This is a genomic window from Gelidibacter japonicus (assembly GCF_010725055.1).
GTDB classification, from domain to species: Bacteria; Bacteroidota; Bacteroidia; order Flavobacteriales; family Flavobacteriaceae; genus Gelidibacter; species Gelidibacter japonicus.
In genome coordinates this window covers 162,929-186,838 of sequence record NZ_BJKB01000009.1, presented here as the reverse complement: position 1 = coordinate 186,838, position 23,910 = coordinate 162,929, and the positions used below count along the sequence as shown (strand labels likewise).

At 36.7% G+C, this 23,910-nt stretch carries 17 protein-coding genes; 7 read left to right on the top strand and 10 right to left on the bottom strand.

All coding sequences use genetic code 11. The features are described from left to right. The coding region (locus tag G6N06_RS11075) for a transposase (RefSeq protein ID WP_163516807.1) at window positions 1-671 on the top strand (671 nt) is incomplete at its 5' end. Window positions 672-937: 266 nt separating this feature from the next. Here the strand turns inward: G6N06_RS11075 and G6N06_RS11070 are convergent. The 6 genes from G6N06_RS11070 to G6N06_RS11045 all read right to left on the bottom strand — a co-directional run bounded on the left by G6N06_RS11070 (window position 938) and on the right by G6N06_RS11045 (window position 11,428). Continuing rightward, window positions 938-4,156 carry a type I restriction endonuclease subunit R gene (locus G6N06_RS11070; RefSeq protein ID WP_163516806.1) on the bottom strand — a complete coding sequence of 1,073 codons (3,219 nt, stop codon included), beginning with the start codon at window positions 4,154-4,156 and terminating at the stop codon, window positions 938-940. A 3-nt stretch (window positions 4,157-4,159) separates the two neighbouring features. After that, on the bottom strand, window positions 4,160-6,523 hold the full coding sequence (locus G6N06_RS11065; protein ID WP_163516805.1) for an AAA family ATPase: 2,364 nt from the start codon (window positions 6,521-6,523) through the stop codon (window positions 4,160-4,162). A gap of 4 nt (window positions 6,524-6,527) precedes the next feature. Further along, complete coding sequence (locus tag G6N06_RS11060) at window positions 6,528-7,658, bottom strand: restriction endonuclease subunit S (protein ID WP_163516804.1); 1,131 nt, start codon at window positions 7,656-7,658, stop codon at window positions 6,528-6,530. Continuing rightward, on the bottom strand, window positions 7,645-8,481 hold the full coding sequence (locus G6N06_RS11055) for a KilA-N domain-containing protein (protein ID WP_163516803.1): 837 nt from the start codon (window positions 8,479-8,481) through the stop codon (window positions 7,645-7,647). The genes G6N06_RS11060 and G6N06_RS11055 overlap by 14 nt, the downstream gene beginning before the upstream one ends. Beyond that, window positions 8,478-10,052, bottom strand: a complete 1,575-nt coding sequence (locus G6N06_RS11050; protein WP_163516802.1) for a type I restriction-modification system subunit M — start codon at window positions 10,050-10,052, stop codon at window positions 8,478-8,480. The genes G6N06_RS11055 and G6N06_RS11050 overlap by 4 nt, the downstream gene beginning before the upstream one ends. Window positions 10,053-10,291: 239 nt before the next feature. Next, the gene (locus G6N06_RS11045; RefSeq protein ID WP_163516801.1) at window positions 10,292-11,428 is read right to left on the bottom strand and encodes a tyrosine-type recombinase/integrase; all 1,137 of its coding nucleotides are present in this window, start codon (window positions 11,426-11,428) and stop codon (window positions 10,292-10,294) included. A 128-nt stretch (window positions 11,429-11,556) separates the two neighbouring features. On the opposite strand from G6N06_RS11045, the gene G6N06_RS11040 reads away from it, so the two are divergent. Continuing rightward, a complete protein-coding gene (locus G6N06_RS11040) occupies window positions 11,557-11,910 on the top strand; it encodes a hypothetical protein (RefSeq protein WP_163516800.1) in 354 nt (117 codons plus the stop codon). Between the two features lie 439 nt (window positions 11,911-12,349). Here G6N06_RS11040 and G6N06_RS11035 read toward each other — a convergent pair whose 3' ends face one another. After that, window positions 12,350-12,853, bottom strand: a complete 504-nt coding sequence (locus tag G6N06_RS11035) for a helix-turn-helix domain-containing protein (RefSeq protein WP_163516799.1) — start codon at window positions 12,851-12,853, stop codon at window positions 12,350-12,352. 784 nt (window positions 12,854-13,637) lie between these two features. On the opposite strand from G6N06_RS11035, the gene G6N06_RS11030 reads away from it, so the two are divergent. Then, complete coding sequence (locus tag G6N06_RS11030) at window positions 13,638-13,781, top strand: hypothetical protein (protein WP_163516798.1); 144 nt, start codon at window positions 13,638-13,640, stop codon at window positions 13,779-13,781. Window positions 13,782-13,859: 78 nt separating this feature from the next. On the opposite strand, the gene G6N06_RS11025 is transcribed toward G6N06_RS11030, so the two are convergent. Further along, the gene (locus G6N06_RS11025) at window positions 13,860-14,108 is read right to left on the bottom strand and encodes a hypothetical protein (RefSeq protein ID WP_163516797.1); all 249 of its coding nucleotides are present in this window, start codon (window positions 14,106-14,108) and stop codon (window positions 13,860-13,862) included. A 35-nt stretch (window positions 14,109-14,143) separates the two neighbouring features. Here G6N06_RS11025 and G6N06_RS11020 point away from each other — a divergent pair, with 35 nt between their 5' ends. The 4 genes from G6N06_RS11020 (at window position 14,144) to G6N06_RS11005 (ending at window position 21,987) form a co-directional block, all read left to right on the top strand. Continuing rightward, on the top strand, window positions 14,144-14,782 hold the full coding sequence (locus G6N06_RS11020; protein ID WP_163516796.1) for a carboxypeptidase-like regulatory domain-containing protein: 639 nt from the start codon (window positions 14,144-14,146) through the stop codon (window positions 14,780-14,782). Window positions 14,783-15,061: 279 nt separating this feature from the next. Beyond that, complete coding sequence (locus G6N06_RS11015; RefSeq protein ID WP_163516795.1) at window positions 15,062-18,079, top strand: SusC/RagA family TonB-linked outer membrane protein; 3,018 nt, start codon at window positions 15,062-15,064, stop codon at window positions 18,077-18,079. 10 nt (window positions 18,080-18,089) lie between these two features. Continuing rightward, entirely contained in the window at window positions 18,090-19,478 is a 1,389-nt protein-coding gene (locus G6N06_RS11010) for a RagB/SusD family nutrient uptake outer membrane protein (protein ID WP_163516794.1), read from the top strand. Continuing rightward, on the top strand, window positions 19,465-21,987 hold the full coding sequence (locus G6N06_RS11005) for an alpha/beta hydrolase family protein (protein WP_163516793.1): 2,523 nt from the start codon (window positions 19,465-19,467) through the stop codon (window positions 21,985-21,987). The genes G6N06_RS11010 and G6N06_RS11005 overlap by 14 nt, the downstream gene beginning before the upstream one ends. A 35-nt stretch (window positions 21,988-22,022) precedes the next feature. Here the strand turns inward: G6N06_RS11005 and G6N06_RS11000 are convergent, their stop codons facing one another. Together G6N06_RS11000 and G6N06_RS10995 are read right to left on the bottom strand one after the other, a co-directional pair. After that, window positions 22,023-22,313 carry a DUF6520 family protein gene (locus tag G6N06_RS11000; protein ID WP_163516792.1) on the bottom strand — a complete coding sequence of 97 codons (291 nt, stop codon included), beginning with the start codon at window positions 22,311-22,313 and terminating at the stop codon, window positions 22,023-22,025. A gap of 32 nt (window positions 22,314-22,345) precedes the next feature. Continuing rightward, a complete protein-coding gene (locus G6N06_RS10995) occupies window positions 22,346-23,863 on the bottom strand; it encodes a MauE/DoxX family redox-associated membrane protein (RefSeq protein ID WP_240338044.1) in 1,518 nt (505 codons plus the stop codon). Between the last annotated feature and the right edge of the window lie 47 nt (window positions 23,864-23,910).

Here is a 23,910-nt window from a genome sequence, read left to right as displayed (position 1 = left end):
TTTGCGATTATGCGATGGCTAACGAGGTTCCACTTTACAGTGCCCTGACCGATGTGCAGGCAGAGTGTTTGCAACTGTTCCAATTGTTGGACAGTTATCTTAAAAAGCGCACGGCAGCCAAAAACAAGTTGCACGGCGAAGAAACCCTCGGCATTCCCTCCAAGTTCGTTTACCGGTCCCTGAAACGGGACAGAAAACACTTGGACAAGGAGATTGCCGGTATCGAGGAGCGTCTGCTCTCGCTTGTTAGGAAAGAACAACAACAGCAGCTCACCCTTTTGACCACCGTTCCAGGGATAGGTATAAAGACTGCATTGTTTTTGATTGTGGTAACCGATGGATTTTCCAAGTTTGAGACCGCTGCACAGCTCTGCAGCTATGTTGGTATTACACCTACAATTCGAGAGTCGGGAAGCAGTGTACGCGGTCGTAGCAGGATCAGTAAGGTCGGCAACAAGAAACTTCGCAACCTGTTGTTCCTTTGTGCTTTCAATGCCTGTAAGTACAACAAAGCGTGCCGCGAGATATATGAGCGAATCGTAAACAAGGGTAAGAGTAAAAAATTGGCGCTTATTGCAGTAGCCAATAAGTTATTGAAACAGTGTTTTGCAATCGTGAAATCTGGTTTACCGTACGATGATGCCCATGTGTCAGTGTTAAAGATTAATTAATCGGACTCATCAACTTTGGTGCTGATTATTGATTGTTGGATTGGAAATAAAACGACGAAGGAGCTTTATTCCACTTCAACAATGCCAGTACCGCATTTGTCAATTTAATGGAGAAAAGCCTTGTTTTTTGCCTCAGTTCTTTGTTGTGCGGTCGTACTTTTTTTTCTTCCGTCTGTCAGCGTTGGCAAAAACATACTCTTTTGCAATTTTTGGTTGCAGCGTTGGCTGGTGCGAATTGCAAATGTGTATGGCTTTTAGCGTTGGCATTATTTCGTTATTTCTCTGTTTTTCTTAAAATTTTCTGCTTGTTCAAAGATGTCTTTATATACTTCGTCTCTTTCTACTGGTGGATATCCGTGTTCGTCCAAGAGGATTATCAGTCCGACTTTTAAAGCGGATTTAATATCTTCTCTTTTGCTCCAATCTGGATATTTGGCTTGTGAGTCCACCAAGTCTTTAACTGCCTGAGCTAAAACAATTAGTTTGTCTTCTGGATATTTGAAGTCATACTTGATGCACAGCTCTTTCAATATGTCGTAGAAGGCTTTTTCTTCAAAGTCAATTCCTAATTCGTCTCCTGCGGAAAACTCCTTTTGAACTTCCCAAATCAAGTTAGTCAAATGCTCCGCCATTTCTTCGTACACTTCGCTTCGCAACACGTCATCTTCTTTTCGCTCGTTGTAGCGTTCTACCAAGGTTTGCATTTTCTTAGAGAAGTCAATTCCTTTTACTTTGTTGACTTTCTTAATCTCGCCAATAGCTTTGGCCAAAAGTTGTTGAAGCAATTTGATTTTGGTATGTGGCAATTTGATTTTATCAATCTTCGCCAAATAGTCCTCATCAAAAAGGTCTTGTTCGCTTTGGGTTTCATCTCCAAGTTTGAAGATTTCCTGAACACCATCACTTTCCAACGCGTCTTTTATCATTTCCCGAACTCTGGCATTCATCTGTGCCGTGTCGGGTGCACTGCCTTTGGTTAGTTTGAAAACGATTGACCGAACAGCCAAATAGAAATGCGTGTAATCTCTTTCTTTTTGCGTTAAATGTTCACTTCCTGCACAAATATCATAAGCGGCTTTCAGACGTTTTACCAAGCCCATAAATCGGGTTTCCAAGTCTTTGGTCAACTGAACGTATTCAGCAGCCATATTCAACGTGTTTAACTGCTCTAAAGCTGCACCATCGAAATATTTTGAACTGTCAAACTTATGGAACACTTTAGCCAAAAGGTCTAAATGGTTTCTTACCACAATGAGCGATTCTTGAATGTCTTCAAAGTTTTCTCTTTCGCCTTTGTTGTACTTAGCAAGAGCCATATTCATAGCCTTTTTGATGCCAATGTAGTCAACAACCAAGCCTTTGTTTTTGCCTTCAAATTTACGGTTAACTCTTGAAATGGTCTGAATTAAATTGTGTTGCTGAATAGGCTTGTCAATGTAGATAGAATCCAAAAATGGTACGTCAAATCCTGTGAGCCACATATCTACCACAATGGCAATTTTGAAATTGGATTTTTCATTTTTAAACTGTCTATCTAATTCCTTGCGGTATTCTTTTGTGCCGAGCAAATTGTACATTTCTTTTGGGTCGTCTTTTCCTCTGGTCATTATCATTTTGATACGCTCCATTGGTTTGATTTCCCTTTTGTCTTTGTCGGTCAAAACTGCTCCTTCTTCGGCAATCCGTTTTTCAGTCCATTCTGGTCTTAAAGCAATGACATTCTTGTAAAATTCATAACCAATTTCTCGGCTACTGCAAACAAACATTGCTTTGCCTTTTACGGTCGCACCTTCGTTTACTCTGTTTTCATAGTGCTGTACAAAGTCCTCTGCTAACTTCAACAAACGGTCTGGATTACCTAAAATTGAATTCATTGTAGCCGTTGCCTTTTTGCTTTCTTCTATTTGGTATTCATTGGCTCCTGCTTCGGCTGCTTCTTCGTAATATTTTTCAATCTTCTCCAATTCGCTATTATGCAACGCGACTTTGGCAGCTCGTCCCTCATACACTATTCGAACCGTGATTTCATCTCGTACCGATTCGGTCATTGTGTAGGCATCAACCACTTTTCCAAAAACATCTAACGTGGCATCAATAGGCGTTCCTGTAAATCCTACGAATGTGGCATTGGGCAACGAATCGTGAAGGTATTTTGCAAAACCGTAGGTTTTCTTTACGCCTTCGAAAGTCACTTTTACTTTTTGCTCAAGATTGGTTTGGCTTCTGTGGGCTTCATCCGAAATACAAATCACATTGGTTCTTTCGGTGAGCAGTTCGGTGTCTTCTGTAAACTTGTGAATGGTGGTTAAAAAAACGCCACCGCTGTTTCTGCCTTGCATTTTGGTTCGTAAATCGGCTCTGCTTTCTACACTTTCCACCGCATTGTCTCCAATGAATTGCTTGGCGTTGGTAAATTGCCCTGAAAGTTGGTCGTCCAAATCGGTTCTGTCGGTGATGAGTACAATGGTCGGACTTTCAAAATGCTTGCTTTTCATCAACAATCGAGTGAGATATAGCATTGTAAAACTCTTTCCGCTTCCTGTTGCACCAAAGTACGTTCCGCCTTTTCCGTCTCCTTCAGGTTTCTCCGCTTTTTTGATGTTTTCGTACAAACTGCGAGCAGCGTAATACTGCGGATAGCGACAAACAATTTTCTCGTCCTTTTTAGAAGAATCTGGAATGTAGATGAAGTTCTGAATAATGTCTCGTAAGCGGTTTTTATGCAGCATTCCTTGAACCAAAGTGAACATACTGTCTATGCCGTCCACATCTTTTGCCAAACCTGCAATTCTTCGCCAAGCGTAGTAAAACTCGTAAGGGGCAAAAAATGAACCTGCTTTGTTGTTCACACCATCGCTAATGATGCAAAAGGCATTGTACTTGAACAGTTCAGGAATGTCTCTTTTGTAACGAGTGGTCAGTTGAACATAAGCATTGTGAATGGTCGTGTTTTCCTGAATAGCCGTCTTAAATTCAAAAACCACCACAGGCAATCCATTGATGTATAAAATACCGTCTGGAATGCGTCTTTCTGTTCCAACAATTTCCAATTGGTTGACAAACTTGTAAATATTGGTGTCAGGCGGATATTGTTCTTGGGGTTCGGCCGTAATTATGTCTAAATTTTCACTTTGTCGCTGACGGTCTAACCCTGCATAATCAATGAGCGAAATATGAATGTCTTTTTGACTTCTGTCTTCTCGTTTCAGGATAAAACCATCTGCCAACCATTGCATTATTTTCTTGTTGGTTTCGTAAAGGTCTGCTGAAGAAAGTGTTTTGAGTTGCAGAATAATGGATTGGGCTTCTACTTCAGTAAGATTGGCATTTTGATAGCGTGTGAGCAAATAGGTTTTTAGGTCTTCTTCAATGATTACTTCGTTTTCATCTGCACGTACCAAACTACTGCCCACGAAATGCGGATAGCCTTCATTTCCTAAAAGCTCTATAAATGCTTGCTCTAATTTCGCTTCTGTAAATTTCATAGGCTAATTATGTGAGAAGTTGTATAAATAATCCATCATTTCACTTGCGAAACTTCTAATATCTTCTTCGTTGCTGCTTGTAAATAAATGCGAATCAGGATTAAGCATTGTTCTAAACTCGTGGAATTTCGCTTTGACTGTCTCATCTAAAAAAATTGCATCTATCTTTTCGCTTAATGTGCCAAATGGTGTATCGCTTTCTGTATATGCCTTAAATTCTCTTATGTAAAAGTGTGGTAAATACAAACTTTCAAGAAATGGTCTCAGGTCAGCCCTAATATCGACTTCACTTTCTCTGTTTATAAAAGATTGAATTTTTGAGAATACCTTATCATAAGTAGTCTCTGTAAAAAGATTGCTTTCAATTCTACGTAGAAAGCTAGTTGTATTATTTTGAGAAATTTCAATGAAAGAAATAGTAAAGTCATCATTCATCCCTCTTTCCATAAAATTACGGATGAAATGAGAGTAATGTGTCAAGACGATTACTTGCCGCATTTCTCTCAAAGTATCTTTAATGCGTGTAATTGATTTCAATATTCGATTGTCGTCAAAACTTGTTACTGGGTCGTCCAAAACAATAATCGCATTTTGTTTTTCTTCAGTCGTTAAAAAATCCATCTTCGCCCAAAATAGAGAGAGTGCCAAAGCTCGTTTATCCGATTCACTAAAGACTTTGGCAATATTAGTGTCGTTTATCTCGACATCTTTGAACTTCACTTTTAAAAAATAAACAGGTTGATGCCCGCGATTGTCTGTGCCTCTTTCAAGTGTGAAGTTTTCGCTTCCAAACTGTTTAAAGTGAAAATCAATTCGATTATAGAACCTATCAAGGTATTGGTTTTGATTTGCAGATAATGCCTGTTCGTTTGTAGTTATTCTACCTTCAATTACTGTTATTTCTTGTTGTTCTCTTTGATATGAAACGCAAGCACCATTTTGCTCAACTCTCGCAATTGCTCTTTTTTTAGTTTCAATTTCAGTCTGTAATTCAGAAATTCTAGTTCTTACTTGGGTTAAGTCACGATATGGCTCTTTAAATAATTGTATCGCCTCCCTAATGCTTTCAATGGTTTCGGAAATTGAAGATAAATTTCCTTGGTAGTTTGCGTGATTTTCTAATAAACTGGAAAAATCAATTGATTGAACAATTTCGTGAGGCTTTCTCTCCTTGGTGTTGAATGCTTGATTAACTTGTTGAGAAAATTGGGTTGATAAATCAACAAGACCCGTTTCGTTCGTTGAAGCTATTAACTCATTTAAATGAGTTACTAAAGCTGTGAAAGCATCTGTATTTATTAACTGAGAATATTGTAAAAGTAGAGCCTGTTTTGCTGTGACTGCATTCAATGAGTTAAAGTTCAATACTCTCCATTGTCTTCTTAAGCTTTCAATCGTATTTGATATGTCGGAAATATAGTTGCGGTATGCCTCATTAAAATAAGAGTGGTACGCATTAAGTAAATCGGCTGCGGTTTCTAAAGATTGACCACAAAATGAGCAATTTTCAGAATCGCTTTTTCGAGTATCTAAACCCTCTTTAATCCACTGTTCTGCATTTTCGGTTATTTCAAAATTATTTTGAATATGCTCTTGAAGTTTCGCAATTGCAGCAGTACTAATCTCATTAAATTCCCTCTCTAATAAATCGTTTGTTTGGGTTACTAACTCTTGAACATTTGTTGTAGTAACATTGAATTGGGAAACCTCTTCAATTGATAAAATTTCTGTAGGTCTTTGAAGCCTTTGTTGTTCTTGTCTAAGCCTTTGTTCTAAGTCAGCTAATTGCTGTTTTGTAGCTTGAAGGTTAATTGAACTCGGGTCGATAGATAAAAAAGGTAAATATTCCGCTTCTGCCATACCTCTTAAATATGGTGGCAAGATATTAGAAAGTGATCCTCTTTTCTGCCTTAATATTCTTTTATCCTCAGCAATTTGTGTTGCCAACTGAACTCCCTGCTGACCTAGAACAAACCTTGTAAAATTCTCCTTGTTCTGCCTTTCAATAGAGAGACCCGTAAATAAATTTTTGTGTATGAAATCAGAACCGAAAATGTGAAGATTATCATTTGAGTTCAATTCTGTCCAAGAATTATTTGAAAAAGTACAAGGCAGCTGGTTAGTAGCATTATGTGGTCTTACTGATATTCTTACACTCTGATTTGAATTAACAGCAGGAATCGACTTTCGAGATGTAATTAAGGTTGGTTCATTTTCCTTGAGTGAAGAAAGTATATCTGTTAATGTTGTTTTTCCTTTTGTGTTAAGCCCATAGATAAATGTCAGTTTTTCAAATTGAATTGAACCACCATTCGGGAATTCCCGAAATGCACCCACATTATTGATACTGTTAATTTGCTTTATCATTTTCCTAACTCTCTACTGTTTGCATTTCCATGCTTTCCACAACTCCTTTCATCAACACAGGGCAAAGCGGCTTAATGCTTTCCTTTAACTGCTCATTGATGCGTTTGCGCGTTTCTAAAGTGTGGTAAATGGTTACAATGGCTTTTTGCTTTTCTATGCTTGGAATAGGTAATTTGATAGCACACATATCCGGCCAATCAAAAGTGTCACGGGTGCTGCTCCAAGCGTGAAATGCTGCATATCTATCGAATTCATCTCTTTTCAAGAAAAGAAAGAGAAATTCTGGTAAAAGTATTTCGGGTTTGGTAACCTCGAAAGCAACATAAGAAGGTGAAACCACAACTGGATAATCAAAATGAGATAAAGCTACAGCCAACGGCTTAAATGGATTCATTCTTGGTATGTAAGCGAATTGGTCTTTTCTGACAATGAAATGTCTTGTAAGATTTTTTTTGTTGACTTTGCCACTAGGCTCTCTAAATTCTTTTCGCTCGCTAATTCCAATTACAGCGTCAATTGCATCATCTTCATTTCTTTCATCAATTTTGCCTATGTAATCGCCAAGCGTTTTGGGCTGTTCCTTTTTGATTAAATCTTCGATATAGGTATCGCAAATCAGCTGCAAATCAGCCAAGCTGTTTTCATACACTTTTTGGTTGGTGAGCAAGCCTTTGTAAAGGGCTACATATTTGCGTTGTTCGGTAATGTCTGGAATAGGGATTTCTATTTCACAGAATCGCTCCCAATCCAAACTAGCTCTTACGCTACTGTCACTAATAAACCATCCATACCTGTCCGATTCAGGGCGTTGAAACCACATCATCATATATTCGGGTATCAATTCATTTTCATCTTTACTTTCAATTACCAAATAGGCTGGTGAAATAATGGCAGGCTCGTCATCAGTGTACAAAGCAAGGCGGATGGTTTCATCTCTTCCCACTTGCATAGCAGAATAGGCAAATTGCCCTTTTTGAATGATTTTGTATTTAGACAAGTCTGTTCCCGAAACATTGGCAACAGAAGGCATAAAGTTCTTTGTAATATTGATGCCCAAGAGATTTGTAACTTTCAAATCCTTGTTGCGGTTATCCACCAATTGTATGTAATCGCCCAAGCGTTTATAATTCATCATCGGTATTTTTAGGGTTCAACAATTGGGTATGGCTTTGCAGTAAGATGCTCATTTGGCTAATGGCTATTTGATTTAGCTTTGTTAATCGTTCGCTTTGTGGCAAACCATCGTTGATAAACACTGCATTCAGGTTTTCTAAATTGGCTAAGCAAATCAGTTGTGAAGCATTGGCATCATCTCTCAGATTTCCATTTTTATCAGGATTTTCGTCTCGCCATTGTTTGGCTGTTTTTCCAAACAGAGCCATATTTAAGATGTCTGCTTCATTGGCATAGACATAAGAAATTTGCTTTTTGCTTAGGTGTTTTGGAATCAGGTTTTCTTTTATGGCATCGGTATGAATGCGGTAGTTGATTTTTGCCAACTCTCGCTTAGCAGACCAACCCAATTGCTTTTGTTCTTCTTCTTTAAGGCGTTGAAACTCTTTAACGATGTATAGCTCAAACTCTACAGAAATCCAACTGGCAAATTTGAAGGCAATATCTTTGTGGGCATAGGTGCCACCATACCTTCCTGCTTTTACAATGATTCCTGTTGCATTAGTCGTCTCCACCCATTTTTTAGGTGAAAGCGTAAAGGCGTTTAAACCGGACTGGTTTCTAAACCCCTCGAATTCGATGGGTTTAAAATTGGGGTTGTACAAGGTTTCCCAAATGCCAAGATATTCAATGGTGTTGCGGTTTCGCATCCAATTCCCAATGACCGCACTGCTGTCATCTGTTTTGTGTTTGGCAATATCTGTTAATGAAATATAGTCTTGTTCATTATTTCCAATAACGGTAATTTCATTTCCTTGGACTTCTATTTTTTTCTTCTTGCTCATAATTCGTAGCCCAAGGTTTTAAAAGCGTTTATCAATTGAGCTTGCGATTCTTTTTCTTCTTGCAGCAGAGTTCTAAAATCTTGCTGAATTCGTTTCATCTCGGTGTCAAAGTCAATACCGCTGTCTTTGTCCACAAACTCAATGTACTTACTAGGCACAAGCGAAAAATCATTGGCTTTCAAATCTTCAAAACTAGCAGATTTGCAAAACTCGGGTACGTCTTTGTAGGTAGTTTCATAATCGGCTTGCTGCCAATTGTGAAAGTTTAGTGCTACTTGCTGTATGTCGTCTTCGGTAAGTTCAATGTATTTTTTCTCGTACTCGCTGCCCCAACGTCTTAAATCCATAAACAGAATTTCGCCTGTGCGGTCTCGGTAGTTTTTGGGTCTTTCTTTGGTGTTGTCGATGCGTTGCTTTTTGTTTTTGTTCAAAATCCAAAGCGTTACGCTAATATCAGTCGTATAAAACGTATTTCGTGGAATGATGATAATAGCTTCCACCAAATCATTTTCAATCAACTTTCTACGGATTTTGTATTCTTCACCACCGCCCGAAAGAGCACCATTGGCAAGAATAAAACCTGCAACGCCATTTTCAGAAAGTTTGCTCACCATATTCAAAATCCAACCGTAGTTGGCGTTGCTTTTGGGTGGCACTTCATAGCCCATCCAACGTGGGTCGTCTAAGAGTTCATTTTCACCTCGCCAATCTTTCAAGTTAAATGGCGGATTCGCCATAATGTAATCGGCTTTCAGGTCTTTGTGTTGGTCGTTAGAAAAAGTATCTGCGTGTTTGTCGCCAAGGTTGGCAGCAATCCCACGAATGGCTAAGTTCATTTTCGCCAATTTGTAAGTGGTTGGCGTATTTTCTTGTCCGTAAATAGAAACTTCTTTTTTGCTTCCCTGGTGGGCTTCAATAAACTTGATAGACTGCACAAACATTCCGCCCGTTCCGCAACAAGGGTCATAAATGATGCCTTTGTAGGGTTCTATCAATTCCGCCATCAAATTCACAATGGTTTTGGGCGTATAAAATTCGCCTTTGCCTTTTCCGCTACTTTCTTTCAAGGCAAACTTGCCTAAGAAATATTCATATACACGTCCAATTACATCTTGTCCGTCATCTTTAAGTGTGTCAATGTCGTTGATGGTGTCGAGTAGGGAAGCGAGTTTGGTTTTGTCCAATGCCAAGCGAGAAAAGTAATTGTCGGGCAATGCACCTTTTAACGCAGGATTGTTTTTCTCAATGGTGTTGAGAGCCGTGTCAATTTTTAGGGAAATGTCATTTTGCTTGGCATTTTTGATGATGTAGCTCCACCGAGAAATTTCTTCCAAGTAGAATACATTTTTCATAGCGTAGAAATCTTTCATTTCCACGTACTTTTCTTTGCCTTCGGATATCAGTTCTTTTCTGCGTTGTTCAAATTTGTCACTGGCGAATTTCAGGAAAATCAGTCCGAGAACTACGTGTTTGTATTCGGCAGGTTCTACCGAACCTCTCAACTTGTCGCACGATTGCCACAAGGTTTCTTCAATTGCTTTTTCTTTTACTTGCTTTTTCTGTTTAGCCATTTATTTTCAGTTCTTTTTTATCGTTTTCCTGCCTGTGCGATGCACGCAGACAGGCAAATTTCGTTCATTTCGTCCGAGCGTTGGCAAAAACAGGCTCTTTTGGTTTTTCAGCGTTGGCATTGCGTGTCGGCAAAAAAATGTGCCTGTTTGCGCGTGGGCTTTCTTTGTATGCCGCACAACATGTGTATATATAACATATGACACTTGGAGTGACGTATATATCACCTATGTGCACCATGCTATTTTAGTTTATCTTTCTCAAATGTACCTGATTCATACAAAGAATCCAAGGGGCTTGTTAAAGTTTTGTTGTTTATTCCCACAACCCGAGTATAAATCTCAGTTGTTTTAGTGCTGGAATGCCCCAATGAGCTCTGGATATAACGGATATTTACACCTTGCTCCATAAGATGCGTTGCATAGCTATGACGTAAAGTATGGGGCGTACTCCATGGGTTGCTTTTAGTGTCTTTTACAGCCTTCCGATAAATACGTTGGATACTCTGTGCGGTATATTGACCCCCGTTCTGTCCTTCAAACAACCAATAGCTAGGCTTGTGCTCACGATAGTATTTCCGTAAAATATCCAATAGAACTGGGCTCAGTGTAGTATGCCTGTCCTTCTTGCCTTTAGAGTCTTTAATGAAAAGATAACCGTCTTGGCTACGAACGTCTGCTACCCGTAAACGCACCACTTCGCCCACTCTAAGGCCGGCACCATAAATAACATGAAGTATGGCTTTATGCTTTATATTGCTCGGGCAGTTTATAATGGCAGCCACCTCTTGCCTACTTAAAACATCTGGCAGATCCTTGCTCTTGGTGGGCCTTGTAATATTGTAATACTCACGAGGCATTCCCAAAGTGTGTTCATAATAGCATTTTATGGCATTTATAAGCTGGTTTTGCTTTTGCTCACTTATATTGTACTTATTGATAAGGCAATAAACAAAACCTTCTATCTGTTCCTTGGTTATCTCTCGGTATGCAACCGATTCAAAATACTGAAAGAACTGAATCAAATTACTCTGATAATTACGTATGGTAGCCTGGCTAAAACCTTTAAGAATCATTTTTTGGTGATTCCGGTCCAATTCTGCCTGAGTTGCTTCCGAAATCTCCGTTTGTGGAATGACAGTAGGAGCTTCTGTACTTTGTTTGAGTAGTTTATCGCCAAAAAGCGTTTCCAGACTTTTTACATTTTCTTCGGTATTGACAATGCTCCACAGCCTTTGATGGAAATGGTAAAAAGTGCCGTTGAGTTTCTTAAAAGCTTCACGTTCCTTAGTCATTTCATATGGAATCCTTAGCTTGACCCGACCAGCTTTGACCTGGGGGAGGTAAATGATAATCTGGGCTCTATCCTTCCTTTCCATTGTAGATTTTTTTGAGATGTATCCAAATTTAGAGAAATTGGATAACACAAATAGCATTGTAAACGATATTAAACGTATTTATCCGTTAGGAACGATTGCGTATATTTACCTATATAACAACAGATTATATGGATCATACATGTAAAATATGTGCAAAACCGATCAAAGGCCGATCAGATAAGATATATTGCTCAACACACTATAAAAACAGATATCACAAAAAGCTCCGATATGCCTCTAAGGTCGCCGCAATAGAAATCAATGGCTACTTAAAACGCAATTACGCGATTCTTTTGGAGGTGCTGGGCAAAAACAAAATACAGCTTAAAGTATATAGAAATGTATTGGAAAAGAAATGGTTCCGCTTTAAGTACCATACCCATTTCCATATAAATTCAAAGGGTAAAACCTTTTTCTATGTATATGACATCGCCTGGATGGAATTTTCTGATGATGAGATCCTGATTGTACGAAAGAGGTAATTAAAAAACTAATTTCGGGATCATAGTCGCTCAAAATATCCCGAAACAATTTCGTCTTCCGTAAAATAAAACCCTACTTAGGTCACATTCTGTCAGTTTGTCCTGTCCTATGTTTGTATAACTATAACAGGATTTAATTAATAATCTGTATAGCTATATTTTGACGGGTCAAAAAAATAGGTATAGCGTATATAAAGCATGGATAAAGCATAGATACTCCATGGATAGTGTAAGGATAGTGCATGAAGAATGTATGAGAAGAAAAAGGTATTTACATACTTCTACTACCCTATCTCAAACTTCAGAATCCCATAAAATAATAAAGGCTATATTATTTTCTTTGATCACCTCCCCACCACGTTCAACTTACTAAAGATTGCAGAAACTTAATGTCTCTGGTAGTCAGATGTCTTTAAGTTTATAAATTTTTAATCCAGCTTTACGGTTTTAAGTAAACTTCCTTCCTTCCAACCTTTTCTCCTGTCTTTACTAATTCATCTTGTTTCAAGTTTCTCATAACACCAGCAATGGCTGTTGATGTTACGAATTGATCAATTACATTAATTCTTAGTAATTCAGTTTTAATGTTCGCAACAGTTTTACCAACTTCAAGAAAGTTGGAGTTTACTATATGTTCTCTAATCTTTGCAGTTAACTTGGTCGCTTCCTTTCGGTCTTTCGGTAATTCTTTCTTGGGTTTTAATGGTATTTTAAAATCTATCAAGGTTTCTAAAGGGTATTGTACTGCTTTTGCATATTCAACGTACAAGTCGATATTTTTAGCTTCACCCTTTTCAATCTTTATTATGGAACTTTTAGAAATCTCAGTCATATAAATCACATCTTCAATTGAGAGATATTTTCCCAAGCGATAAGATTTTAGTTTAAAGCCTAATTTTTCCCTATAAAAAGAAATACTATTTGTATTGGATTTATTACTCATATTACTTTTATCATGCTTTTTGGTTTTTATTTAGAAACTTATTTGCATTTGATTAAATTTTGTTTATATTTGTCTTAGCGAATTGATAGTAAGCTTTTATAAGGCATATTAAAACGATGATTTCTCGAGTCAAAACGACCAATTTAACCTTCGAGAGAATCGTGAAATCGCTCCATGTCAAAAAGTTTTTTACTTTTGCACACGGCATGCGAGCGGTTCTCACGTTAACTTTAGAAGGTAACTTTATAATCGAAAGATTTAAAGTAGGGCTTGGTCGCCCTTGACTCTAAAGTGTGAGACCGCTCCTTGCTTTTTATGCAAGAAATTTTCATACTTCCGAAACATCGTTCCATAATTTCAATTGTGAGAACGATTTTTTGTTCTAGCCAGTAGTTCCCCACTACCTTCTGAAAAAGGAAAATGGCCTCAAAAAATCACACTTACAACAGGTAATGTAATGTTAGGTTTAAGGCCCAAACATTACAAAATCCAAAACCGCCTTAGGTTTCCTAATTTTTGGAAGAAACCTAGTTTGGTGCTCATTTTATAAATCGACAGTTTAAAAGTAGCATCAATCTTAACGTTTTCCAAATGTTTTGAGGCTTTACCTAAAATATAGGACAGTAAGGGCTTTTATAAAAACAGTAGTAACAATTTAAAACCAAAACACTCATGAAAAATCAATTGTGACCAAGCCTAAACCTCATCATTGAGATACGCTACAACTGGAGTTTGTAACAAAAACCTCGCTATCGCCAATTGCAAACTCTAAATCCCTAAGAACATGGCAGCACTACAAAAAACAGTGCCACATAGCGAACTGTTAGAATTAGTCTTTGGGAAAGGGCTGCTGCATCTGTTAGATTTGGTTTCTAAGCAGCGGCCCAACTTCCCTAAAAAAACTGCCTATGAGATGAACATAACGTAAAATGACACCGCCGTAAACCATAAGTCGGCACCAAAAGGCCCACTCCCAGTTTTCCACGACATCGGAGCAGGCCAAAAGTTAAAATAATTGTATCACTTTAACCAACACAAAACTATGACAAAAAATCATAAAATAGTAAGGTGGCGGCGTGTTTTTGTCTGCAGTCTCTTCTTCCTTAGCATTTCCCTGACCCTTTCCGCCCAGGTCGTCTTGGTCACTGGCAAAGTTACTGACGGAAACCTGCCCATATCTGGCGCAAGTATAATAATTAAAAATACCACTATTGGAGCTGTCCCTGACCAATGGGATAAGTATCTCCCACTGCAAAGTATTTTTTTAACCAACTCATTTAAATTTTAATTATGAAACAATTATTTATTGCCCTTTTATGGGTAGGTATAGTTATACCTTTTAATGTACAAGCACAAGAAATCGTAACTGTAACTGGAAAAATCACGGATGCCGAGACAGGTGAAATACCACAAGCACTGATCGCTATCAATGAAATAGGAAACTGGGAAGCTTTCGGGGCAAATCATCACACACTTATGGATAAAAAGGGAGGATTTTCAATTAAAATTAAAAAGGGAGGTGATATAATAGTAAATCCAGGAATTCCATATAAATCATTCGAATACAAAAACATAACAACGGACGTCTTTATAAATATAAAACTTAAAATTATTCCGGGACAAAAAAGACTTTCAACTTCTAACCCCGAAATCGAAAAAGTTGAAACACAAACATATACCATAAAAGGAAAAATAACAGATGGCCAAACTGGTAAGCCGCTACAAATGGTAACTGTCAGTGAAAGATGGGTATATAATGAAGAAGGTTTAAACCGCCATACGGTTACTGATAAAGATGGCAACTACACTTTTACAATTCACAAAGGAAACACTATAAACTTTGACGGATTGGGTTATCAATCTCAATCAGTAAATAATATAACCTCCAATTGTACTATTGATATAGTTTTTAATAAAAAAATTCCGTAAAACGGAAAATGTGCTTTCTCCTTTCGACACATCGTTTTACAATAGTATCATTCGATTAGTGAGAGCCTCACCTTGGATAGGCAACCTGCCTACATACAGGTTTTGAAGGAAAGATAAGATTGGTAGGTTGATACAGGGTCAGCATGATAGTAAAGATGTGTTGCTACAAATTCCGAATCAAGTTCAAAATAATAAAAGAAAAGCCCTTAAAGAGTTACAGCATTTTAAGGGCCCGAATAGAAAAACAAATGTTTAACCAATCATTTCATTTACAAATTTATGAAAAATTATTTTCACCAAAGGCAGTATCTCTGCATAACCTTCGGGTTACTATTATATATGATGCCTTATGGCAGTATTTATGCCCAGACCATTATTACCCTGACCGGAACGGTTAAAGACACAGAAGCCCCCTTACCTGGAGTGACTGTTTGGGAAAAAGACAGTAGCAACGGCACGATGACCGACGAAAATGGAAACTATTCGTTAGAAATCGCCAAGGGGAGAACCGTAACATTTAGCTTTATTGGATACAAAACCCAAGCCCATATAGTCAGAGAAACCATGCTAAATATCACCTTCCAATCTGACCAAACCGTATTGGAAGAAGTTGTAATTAACGCAGGATATTATAATGTTAAGGACAGAGAGCGCACCGGGAGCATTGCACGGGTTACGGCAAAGGACATAGAGTTCCAGCCGGTCATTAACCCTCTTCAAGCTATCCAAGGACGCATGGCAGGCGTAAATATTACGCAATATTCTGGTATACCAGGTGGCGGATTTGATGTTCAGATACGGGGACAAAACAGCTTACGAAATAAGAGAAATAGCCTTATTGATGGAAACAGACTTTTATTTATAGTTGATGGCATACCTTTTTTATCGGACAGAATGACCAATAGTGGTTTCTCCGCCTCTGTCTTGCCATTAGCTGACAGTAATCCTTTAAACGCTATTGACCCTAATAATATTGAAAGCATAGAAATACTTAAAGATGCAGACGCTACGGCAATCTACGGTTCTCGCGGAGCAAACGGAGTGGTTCTTATTACTACTAAAAGGAGCAAAGCAGGCAAAACCAAATTTACGCTCTCTTCCTCTACAGCATTTAGTAAAGTAGCGTCTAAAATGAAGCTCATGAATACCGAACAGTATAATCAAATGAGAGATGAGGCCTTCGCTAAAGACGGAATTGTCGCATACTTACCCTATTTTCACGATTTAAACGGAAATTGGGACAGAAACCGCTATACCGATTGGCAAGAGGAATTGATTGGCGGAACCGCTATAAGTAAAAATATTCAGCTAGGCATCAATGGTGGAAACGAGCGAACTCATTTTTATATCAGCACTGGACATAGCGAAGAAACTACTGTATTTCCTACAGATAATAGTTATAAAAGAAATAATGTTTTACTTAATCTTAATCATACAAGCAGTAATGAAAAATTAAAAATAAGGACCTCTCTTCTTTATTCCGATCAGCAAAACAATCTCATACAAAAGGACTTGACTGCTACCGCCCTCACCTTGATTCCAAATGCTCCAGCTCTGTACCATAAAAACAAAACACTCAACTGGCAGGACGATACTTTTGAGAATCCTATGGCATATAATGAAGCTCTATACCAAAACAAAAATAGAGCATTGGTTCTTAATGCCAATATCAACTATCAGATTTTTCCTAATACTTATCTCAGGCTCAATGCTGGATTGAACAATAATTCTTTTAACGAAATAACTCTTACTCCTCATACCGTTTACAATCCTAAATTAAATTATACCAGTGCTAATTCTTCTTCCGAAAATGCCTCCTATAATACTGATTCTTATTTAGTAGAACCTCAGCTCAATTGGTTAAAAAAATATGGACCACATTCTTTTAATGCACTTGTTGGAGGAACTTTTCAAATCAAAAATCATAACAGCTTAGCTCTATCTGGAACAAATTTTAGTTCTGATGCCCTAATAACTAATATAGCTGCTGCAAAAACTAAAAGCATAAATCAAATTGGCAATTCTCAGTATAAATATGCGGCTTTGTTTGCCCGTCTAAACTATATTTATGACTATAGATATATCCTGAACCTGACAGGAAGAAGGGATGGATCCAGTCGTTTTGGTACTGCCAATCGCTTTGGAAATTTTGGAGCAGTCGGAGCTGCGTGGCTAATTACCGAAGAAAACTTTCTGAAAAATAATTCGTGGTTGAGTTTTGGAAAACTAAGAGCAAGCTATGGAACCTCTGGGAGCGATAATATAGGTGATTACCAATATTTAGACACATACACAGTTTCGTCAGCCAGGTATGATGAAATTGCAGGAATGATGCCTTCTCGTCTGTATAACCCCAACTTTAGCTGGGAAAAAACCACAAAATTAGAGATCGCGGCTGATCTGGGATTGTTTGATGACCGTATTAAAACCAGTATTGCATGGTATAAAAATCGCTCATCCAACCAATTAGTAGGCTATCCTTTACCAAGTACAACAGGTTTTAATTCCGTTCAGGCTAATCTGAATGCAACGGTCGAGAATTCCGGTTGGGAGTTTACACTAAACACTATTAACATGCAAAACAGAGATTGGAACTGGACAACCAATTTCAACATCTCGTTTCCCTCGAACAAATTAGTGTCATTCCCTAATTTGGAAGGTTCAACTTATGCTAGCCAGTTCGTTGTAGGTAAATCCACCAATATCCGAAAAGTATATCATTACCAAGGAATTGATCCTGAAACAGGACTATATCGGTTCACAGATTACAACAATGACGGAAAATTTACGTCTTCCGAAGACAAACAAATGCTAAAAGAAGTTGGCACAAAGTACTACGGTGGATTACAAAATACCATAAATTATAAAAACATTAGTCTGGATTTTTTGTTTCAGTTTGACCAACAACAAAATTATAATTACGATTACAACCTAACATTACCAGGAACTTTAGGTAATCAACCTGTTGAGGTCCTAGATCACTGGTCTGCTTCCAATCAAAATGCAAAATACAGTTTTTACAGTATAGGAACAGACTACGTGTTATATAACCTCACTCAAATGATATCGGAGAGTGACCGAGCAATAAGCGATGCTTCTTATATACGACTGAAAAACATTTCTCTTTCTTGTACTCTTAAAGTTCCCCAGTCAAAAATGGAATCACTGCGACTCTATTTTCAGGGGCAAAACTTATTGACAATCACCAATTATTATGGATTGGATCCTGAATTTGGGATAATGGGCTATCTGCCCCCTTTAAAAACGTATGCTTTTGGCATTCAATTAACTTTTTAATTTCTGCATCATGAAAAATAAAATTACTTCAACTATTATAAAATTTTGTTTGGTAATGCTGATTTTGCTCAGCATACAATCTTGTGAATCCTTTATTGAAATTGATTTACCAGACAATCAAATCAATACAGAAGATGTATTTAAAGACATTAATACAGCAAAAGCAGCATTGGCTAATTTATACTCAAACGTTAGAAATAATTCTCCATTTTCCGGAAACAGTAATGGAATAGGCTTATTATTAGGACTATATACGGACGAACTCGAAAGTGTAGTAGACGCAGGCAGTAACACCGAAATATTTTTTGTTTATAACAACACCCTGCTTCCAAGCAATAAAAATACTGTAAACTTATGGAACAATTCCTACAAGCATATATATTCAATCAATGCATTTATTGAAGGTTTGACTACTTCAAACTATATCGATGATAATAAAAATATTCATTTTTTGGCAGAAGCCTACGTTTTACGTGCATTATATTATCAATACCTCACACAAATATTTGGCAATATTCCATACACGACAACAACAGACTATAGATATAATACAACAATAACTAAAACTAAAGTTGAAGACATCTTAATTTATATCGAACAGGATTTAAAAACTGCTTTGGAAATACTTCCGCTAGAATACCGGAGTCCCGAACGCATCTATCCAAATAAATCAGTAGCAGAATTGTTACTTGCCAAAAATTATTTACTTCAAAAACAATATGCACAGGCAGAATTTTTTGCTCGTAAAGTACTTGAGAACACCTCATATACATTGGAAACAGATTTAAATAAAGTATTTAAAAAGACCGCAAAAAGTACAATATGGCAATTAGGATTAAATGCTTCAGGAAACAGCACTTTGGAAGCCGCCACATATATTTTCAACAATTATCCTAACAACCAAATTATAAACAACACTTTAATAAACCATTTCAACCCCACTGATAAGAGAAGAGAAGCTTGGGTTAAAGAAGTTACACAGAACGATGAACATTGGTTTCATCCTTTTAAGTATAAAAATAATGAAAATAATACAGATGAATACTCTATTGTGTTTAGAATCGAAGACGCCTATTTTATATTAATAGAAGCACTTGCAAACCAAAATCGCACAATAGAAGCCACCAAATATTTAAATACCATAAGACAGAGAGCAGGTTTAATAGAGCTGCACGATACGCTTTCTCAAAGTGCACTTGTTGATGAAATGCTTAATGAAAGCCAAAAGGAGTTTTTTTGCGAACACGGACATCGTTTTTTCGATTTAAAGCGCAACAATAGGCTACATACACTTAAAACTATAAAACTCAACTGGAAAGACAAACACAACCTATTTCCTATACCTGAAAATGAGATATTACTAAATCCAAAACTGTTACCTCAAAATGAAGGATATTAGAAATATTTATATCGCGATTGGATTGATTTGGACAATTATCCCTGGAATCTGTGCTCAAACGGATAGGGACAGCCTTTCTGTTTCTTCAGAATGGCATACTTTGAAAAATTATAAACTTTCAGCTAATGGACAATGGAGTGCGATCATCAAGTCCTATGAAAATAATAATGACACTATTGAAGTAGTGCATACAGTAACTAAAGAAAAAATAACCTTAACAGATAAAGGAAACATTGAATTTGCTGATAATCAACTCATATATAAATCAAAAGAAAATATCTTAGAAATAATAGAGTTGCCAAGTAAAAAATCATTTACGATTGATAATATATCAAAGTTTAGTGTTTTGCAAAACCATTGTGCCATAGTCTATATCAAAGACAATAAGAGTTTTCATGTCGGAAACATTAAGAATCCAGCAAATAAAACACTGTTTAATACCAAAAACATTACTGATTACTACATTAGTGATGATGAAAACTTTGCTTTACTCATAAGTAAAAATGAGTCTACAAATGTTTATCTCCTTGATATAAAAAAACTAAAATTGTCATTTGTAACTAAATTAAGTAATGATATTGAAAAAATTATCTGGAACAATGCTCAAACCAAAGCATTATTACAAACGTTGGATAAGAAAATCCTATTGGTTGATTTACTCCAATCATCGACAAAAGCAATCGCATTCCCTAAAGGTAATGATAAAATAATTTCGATTCAATCCGATTTTACTGTGGATGATAACATCTTCTTTAATTATACGTTAGAAACAAATGACAATAATGACCATAAAGAATATTTAGATATATGGAATGGTAATGACAGAAATTTAGAACAGAAAAAATTCGGTGATAAAGGAAATAAAAGATTTAGAAAGTGTTTAATTTACTATACCAATTCTGATAAGTGTGTAACAATAAATATAAAAAAAGAACAATCTCCTATATTTATTAGGAACTCAGAAAACTTAATACTATTTGATATTTTCAAACACAAGGACTACTCTTTGAATCACCCCAAAACAGATATTTATTTATACAATATTAAAAGTCAAAATTCTCATTTAATTGCTGATGCTGTTGAAAACACTGCAATTAACTTTTCATATTCGCCAAATAGTGAATTCATCGCATTTAACAAAAACAGTCAGTGGTATATATATGACATCAATGACAAGAAGAGTCATCAAATCAACATTAATAATCAGAGTGAACTCTTTTGGAATAACCACGAAAAAGCAGTTTACATTATCGGAGACAACAACTTGTGGAAAGTTGACTTAACAACTTATAAAACAATAAATATCACAAATTTTAAAAAAGACAATCTCAAGATAGATATTTTAAATTATCATGCCCTTGATCAAAAAATTAATATGCTATATGTCGGAATCCCAAAAGTTATTGATACTAATGCTCCCTTATTATTACACAATATTGAAATCAGAAATAATTCGAACTCAATCTATTCAGTAAATAAAAAGCTTCAATTAAACTTAATAACGAGTTCAGAAAACAAGCTGTCCAGTTTTCAATGGACAGAAGATTGCAGCGTATTTACTTTTTCCGAAGAAAACTTTAATATTCCTAAAAGTGTAATAGGATGGAAAAATAGAAAGGAAACGACATTATTAAAAGGTGATTTATCTGATAAATTATACCAGTGGCGCAAACAAAAAATCGTTACTTTTAAAAATAAAGAAGGTATCATCCTGAAAGGATTGTTATACTATCCAAAAGACTTCTCTCCTCTAAAGAAATATCCTATGGTTGTACACATTTATCAAAGCCAGAATCATCTGGCCAATACTTTTTTTATACCGGATTTTACAAACTATATGGGATTAAATATTCCATTATTAAATGAACTTGGGTATTTTGTTTTTTTGCCCGACATTATTATTTCGGATGAAGGCCCTGGGTTTGCGGCATTAGATTGTGTAACACAGAGCATAGAAGAAGCAACAAAAGAAGAACTGTCGATTGATAATCAAAGATTAGGCTTAATAGGGCAGTCTTTTGGTGGATACGAAACTAATTTCATCATTACGCAAACCAATTTATTTGCAGCTGCCGTAAGCGGCGCAGCCATTAACGATATTATATGGGACTATTATTCTTACAATTACAACTTTGCGAATCCACCTTTTTGGCGGTATGAATCTCATGGACAGGTTGAAATGAGAGGTTCATTAAAAGATGAAAAAGAGAAATACTTACAAAATTCTCCTATCCTTTTTGCGCACCAGATAAAAACTCCCTTACTATCCTGGACGGGTTTAAAAGATTATAACGTACATTGGGAGCATACAAGGCATTTTTTTATTGCCTTAAAAAAATACCAAATTCCTCATATAGCTTTATTTTATAAAGAAGAAGGACATTCTATGACTACCGCAAAAACACAAAGAGACCTTACCCTAAAAGTGATCGATTGGTTTGATTATTTTCTTAAAGATAAAAAAGATATCAAATGGATTAATCAAGGTACAGATTATGCAAATTATTAAAAAATGAATGCCCTAAAAAGGGCATTCATAGTTAATCATTGTATTCTATACAATCTTTTAGTACAAACGGTTTGACCGTTATTTTCTTCCATGCCAAATAATTCATGTGATATATTGGTAACAGGATCTTTCCATGTACAAACAGGTCCCAGTATATCGGTACACTCAGCTCTCTTTATACAGGTTACGCCTTCAGTGTCTAATGGCTGATAACCATCTTCAACGGCAAAGTTACTGTTTTTCATCGCATTGGTAGCAAATGCGGCTCCGATAGCAAGTGCAAATACTCCGATTCGCAATCCTGCATTTTTTAAAAACTTTTTCATTTCTCAATAATTTTAAATTAGTAAATATGCCTCTACTCTGTCACAAGTTTTCGGCTATCTTCAGATAAATCATACTTATTCCTTATCGCGCCGGCTAACCGATAACGAACAAGTTCAGTGTCAAACAAACCATACAGATAATGGTCTGTAACAAGCAAATCCGAAAGCTTGTGTTCCCCGCGGTGGTGCACGTAAAAGCTACCGATATAAGCTTGCTTCTCAAAGTCGTAAACATCTACAATCACTGCCTGTTTCCACATGCTTTTGGATTCTAATTTTCCAATGCTATTAGAGATATTAAACAGGAGGTTGCGATGAATCACAACATTTTTATTTATAGTCTGTGGCGGCACACTCATTTTGTACTCACCGTTTTTTAACTTGGTGACTTTTATTTGGGCAACACTTGTGGTATCAATGGTATTTCCTCGATGAAGCAGATCCATGTTGGCATCTGCAACAATATACTGATTGCGGTAAAAGTAAGTGTAAACCATCTTTTTTTGTTGCGGACTGTAGCTCAATATACCATCAGTATCAAATACGCCATCTACCTGTTTTTCCAGCAATTCGTGATATAATCCAACTTCTCCTTTTACAGGAGAATTGAGCAATCCCAAAACGTTTTCTTTGTTAACCGCACTTTGTCCTCTAAAACCGATTCTAATGCTGTCAATCGGTTGAAAGTCTGAAAAATAGGCTTGACCAAAACTAAGAGTTACTGCTTTCCATTGGTTTAGTTTTCCTCTGAAAACTACGGGTACATAACCATCTGCCAGATAGAAATAAGGATATAAAATTTTTAGCCTAATCGACCGAAAAGGGAGATTTTTTTGGTCAATTGACAAAGCGTAATCCGTTCTTTGTTCCATTGTGGAGTCCACCATCGCAATTCGCAAAGGCGCTGTGTGATTGCCTAGATAAACTGTTTGTCCATGAGCGCCCGCAAAGTAAAATGAGTTCACGCCTAAACCTAAGACCTTGTCTTCCAGTACCCCGTGAGGCAAAAACCTCCGAACAAACGGATTTTCCTTTTTGATAATATACTCAGAATTTAAAAATAAAGTGATTACCATTCCTAAACTCAAAACCAAGACTAATGGACCTATGATGATAAGCATCCGCTTTTTTGAAATATCCGTAAAGAAGAGTGCTAAAATGGTAAGTCCACAAACAATGATGTTAAACCAAAGATGTTGTGTCCAACCCATTTTTTCGAGAATACCGCCACAGGAACAAGGCACAAAATCGCTATAATTAAGGATAATATAAATATAAGCTGTAAACATTACCATTAAAGAAAAAGCAATATAGAGTCCCAAATGCCTTGTTTTGTCAAACATTAATAAACTAGCGGTCAGTAATTCAATTAATATTACTCCCCATGAAACCCAAGCTGCAAATGCACTTAAAAGTGGACTCTGCCCCAACTGTATCTCGAATGTTTCAAAATCTAACAGCTTACTCACCGCCGCATACACAAATAACAGAACGATCAGTAAACTGACCATTCGCGGTATTTTTCGTAATATGTATTTAGGAACTCCCATAGCATTTGATTTGATATGGTAAAGTTCCAAACTTAAATTATACGAAA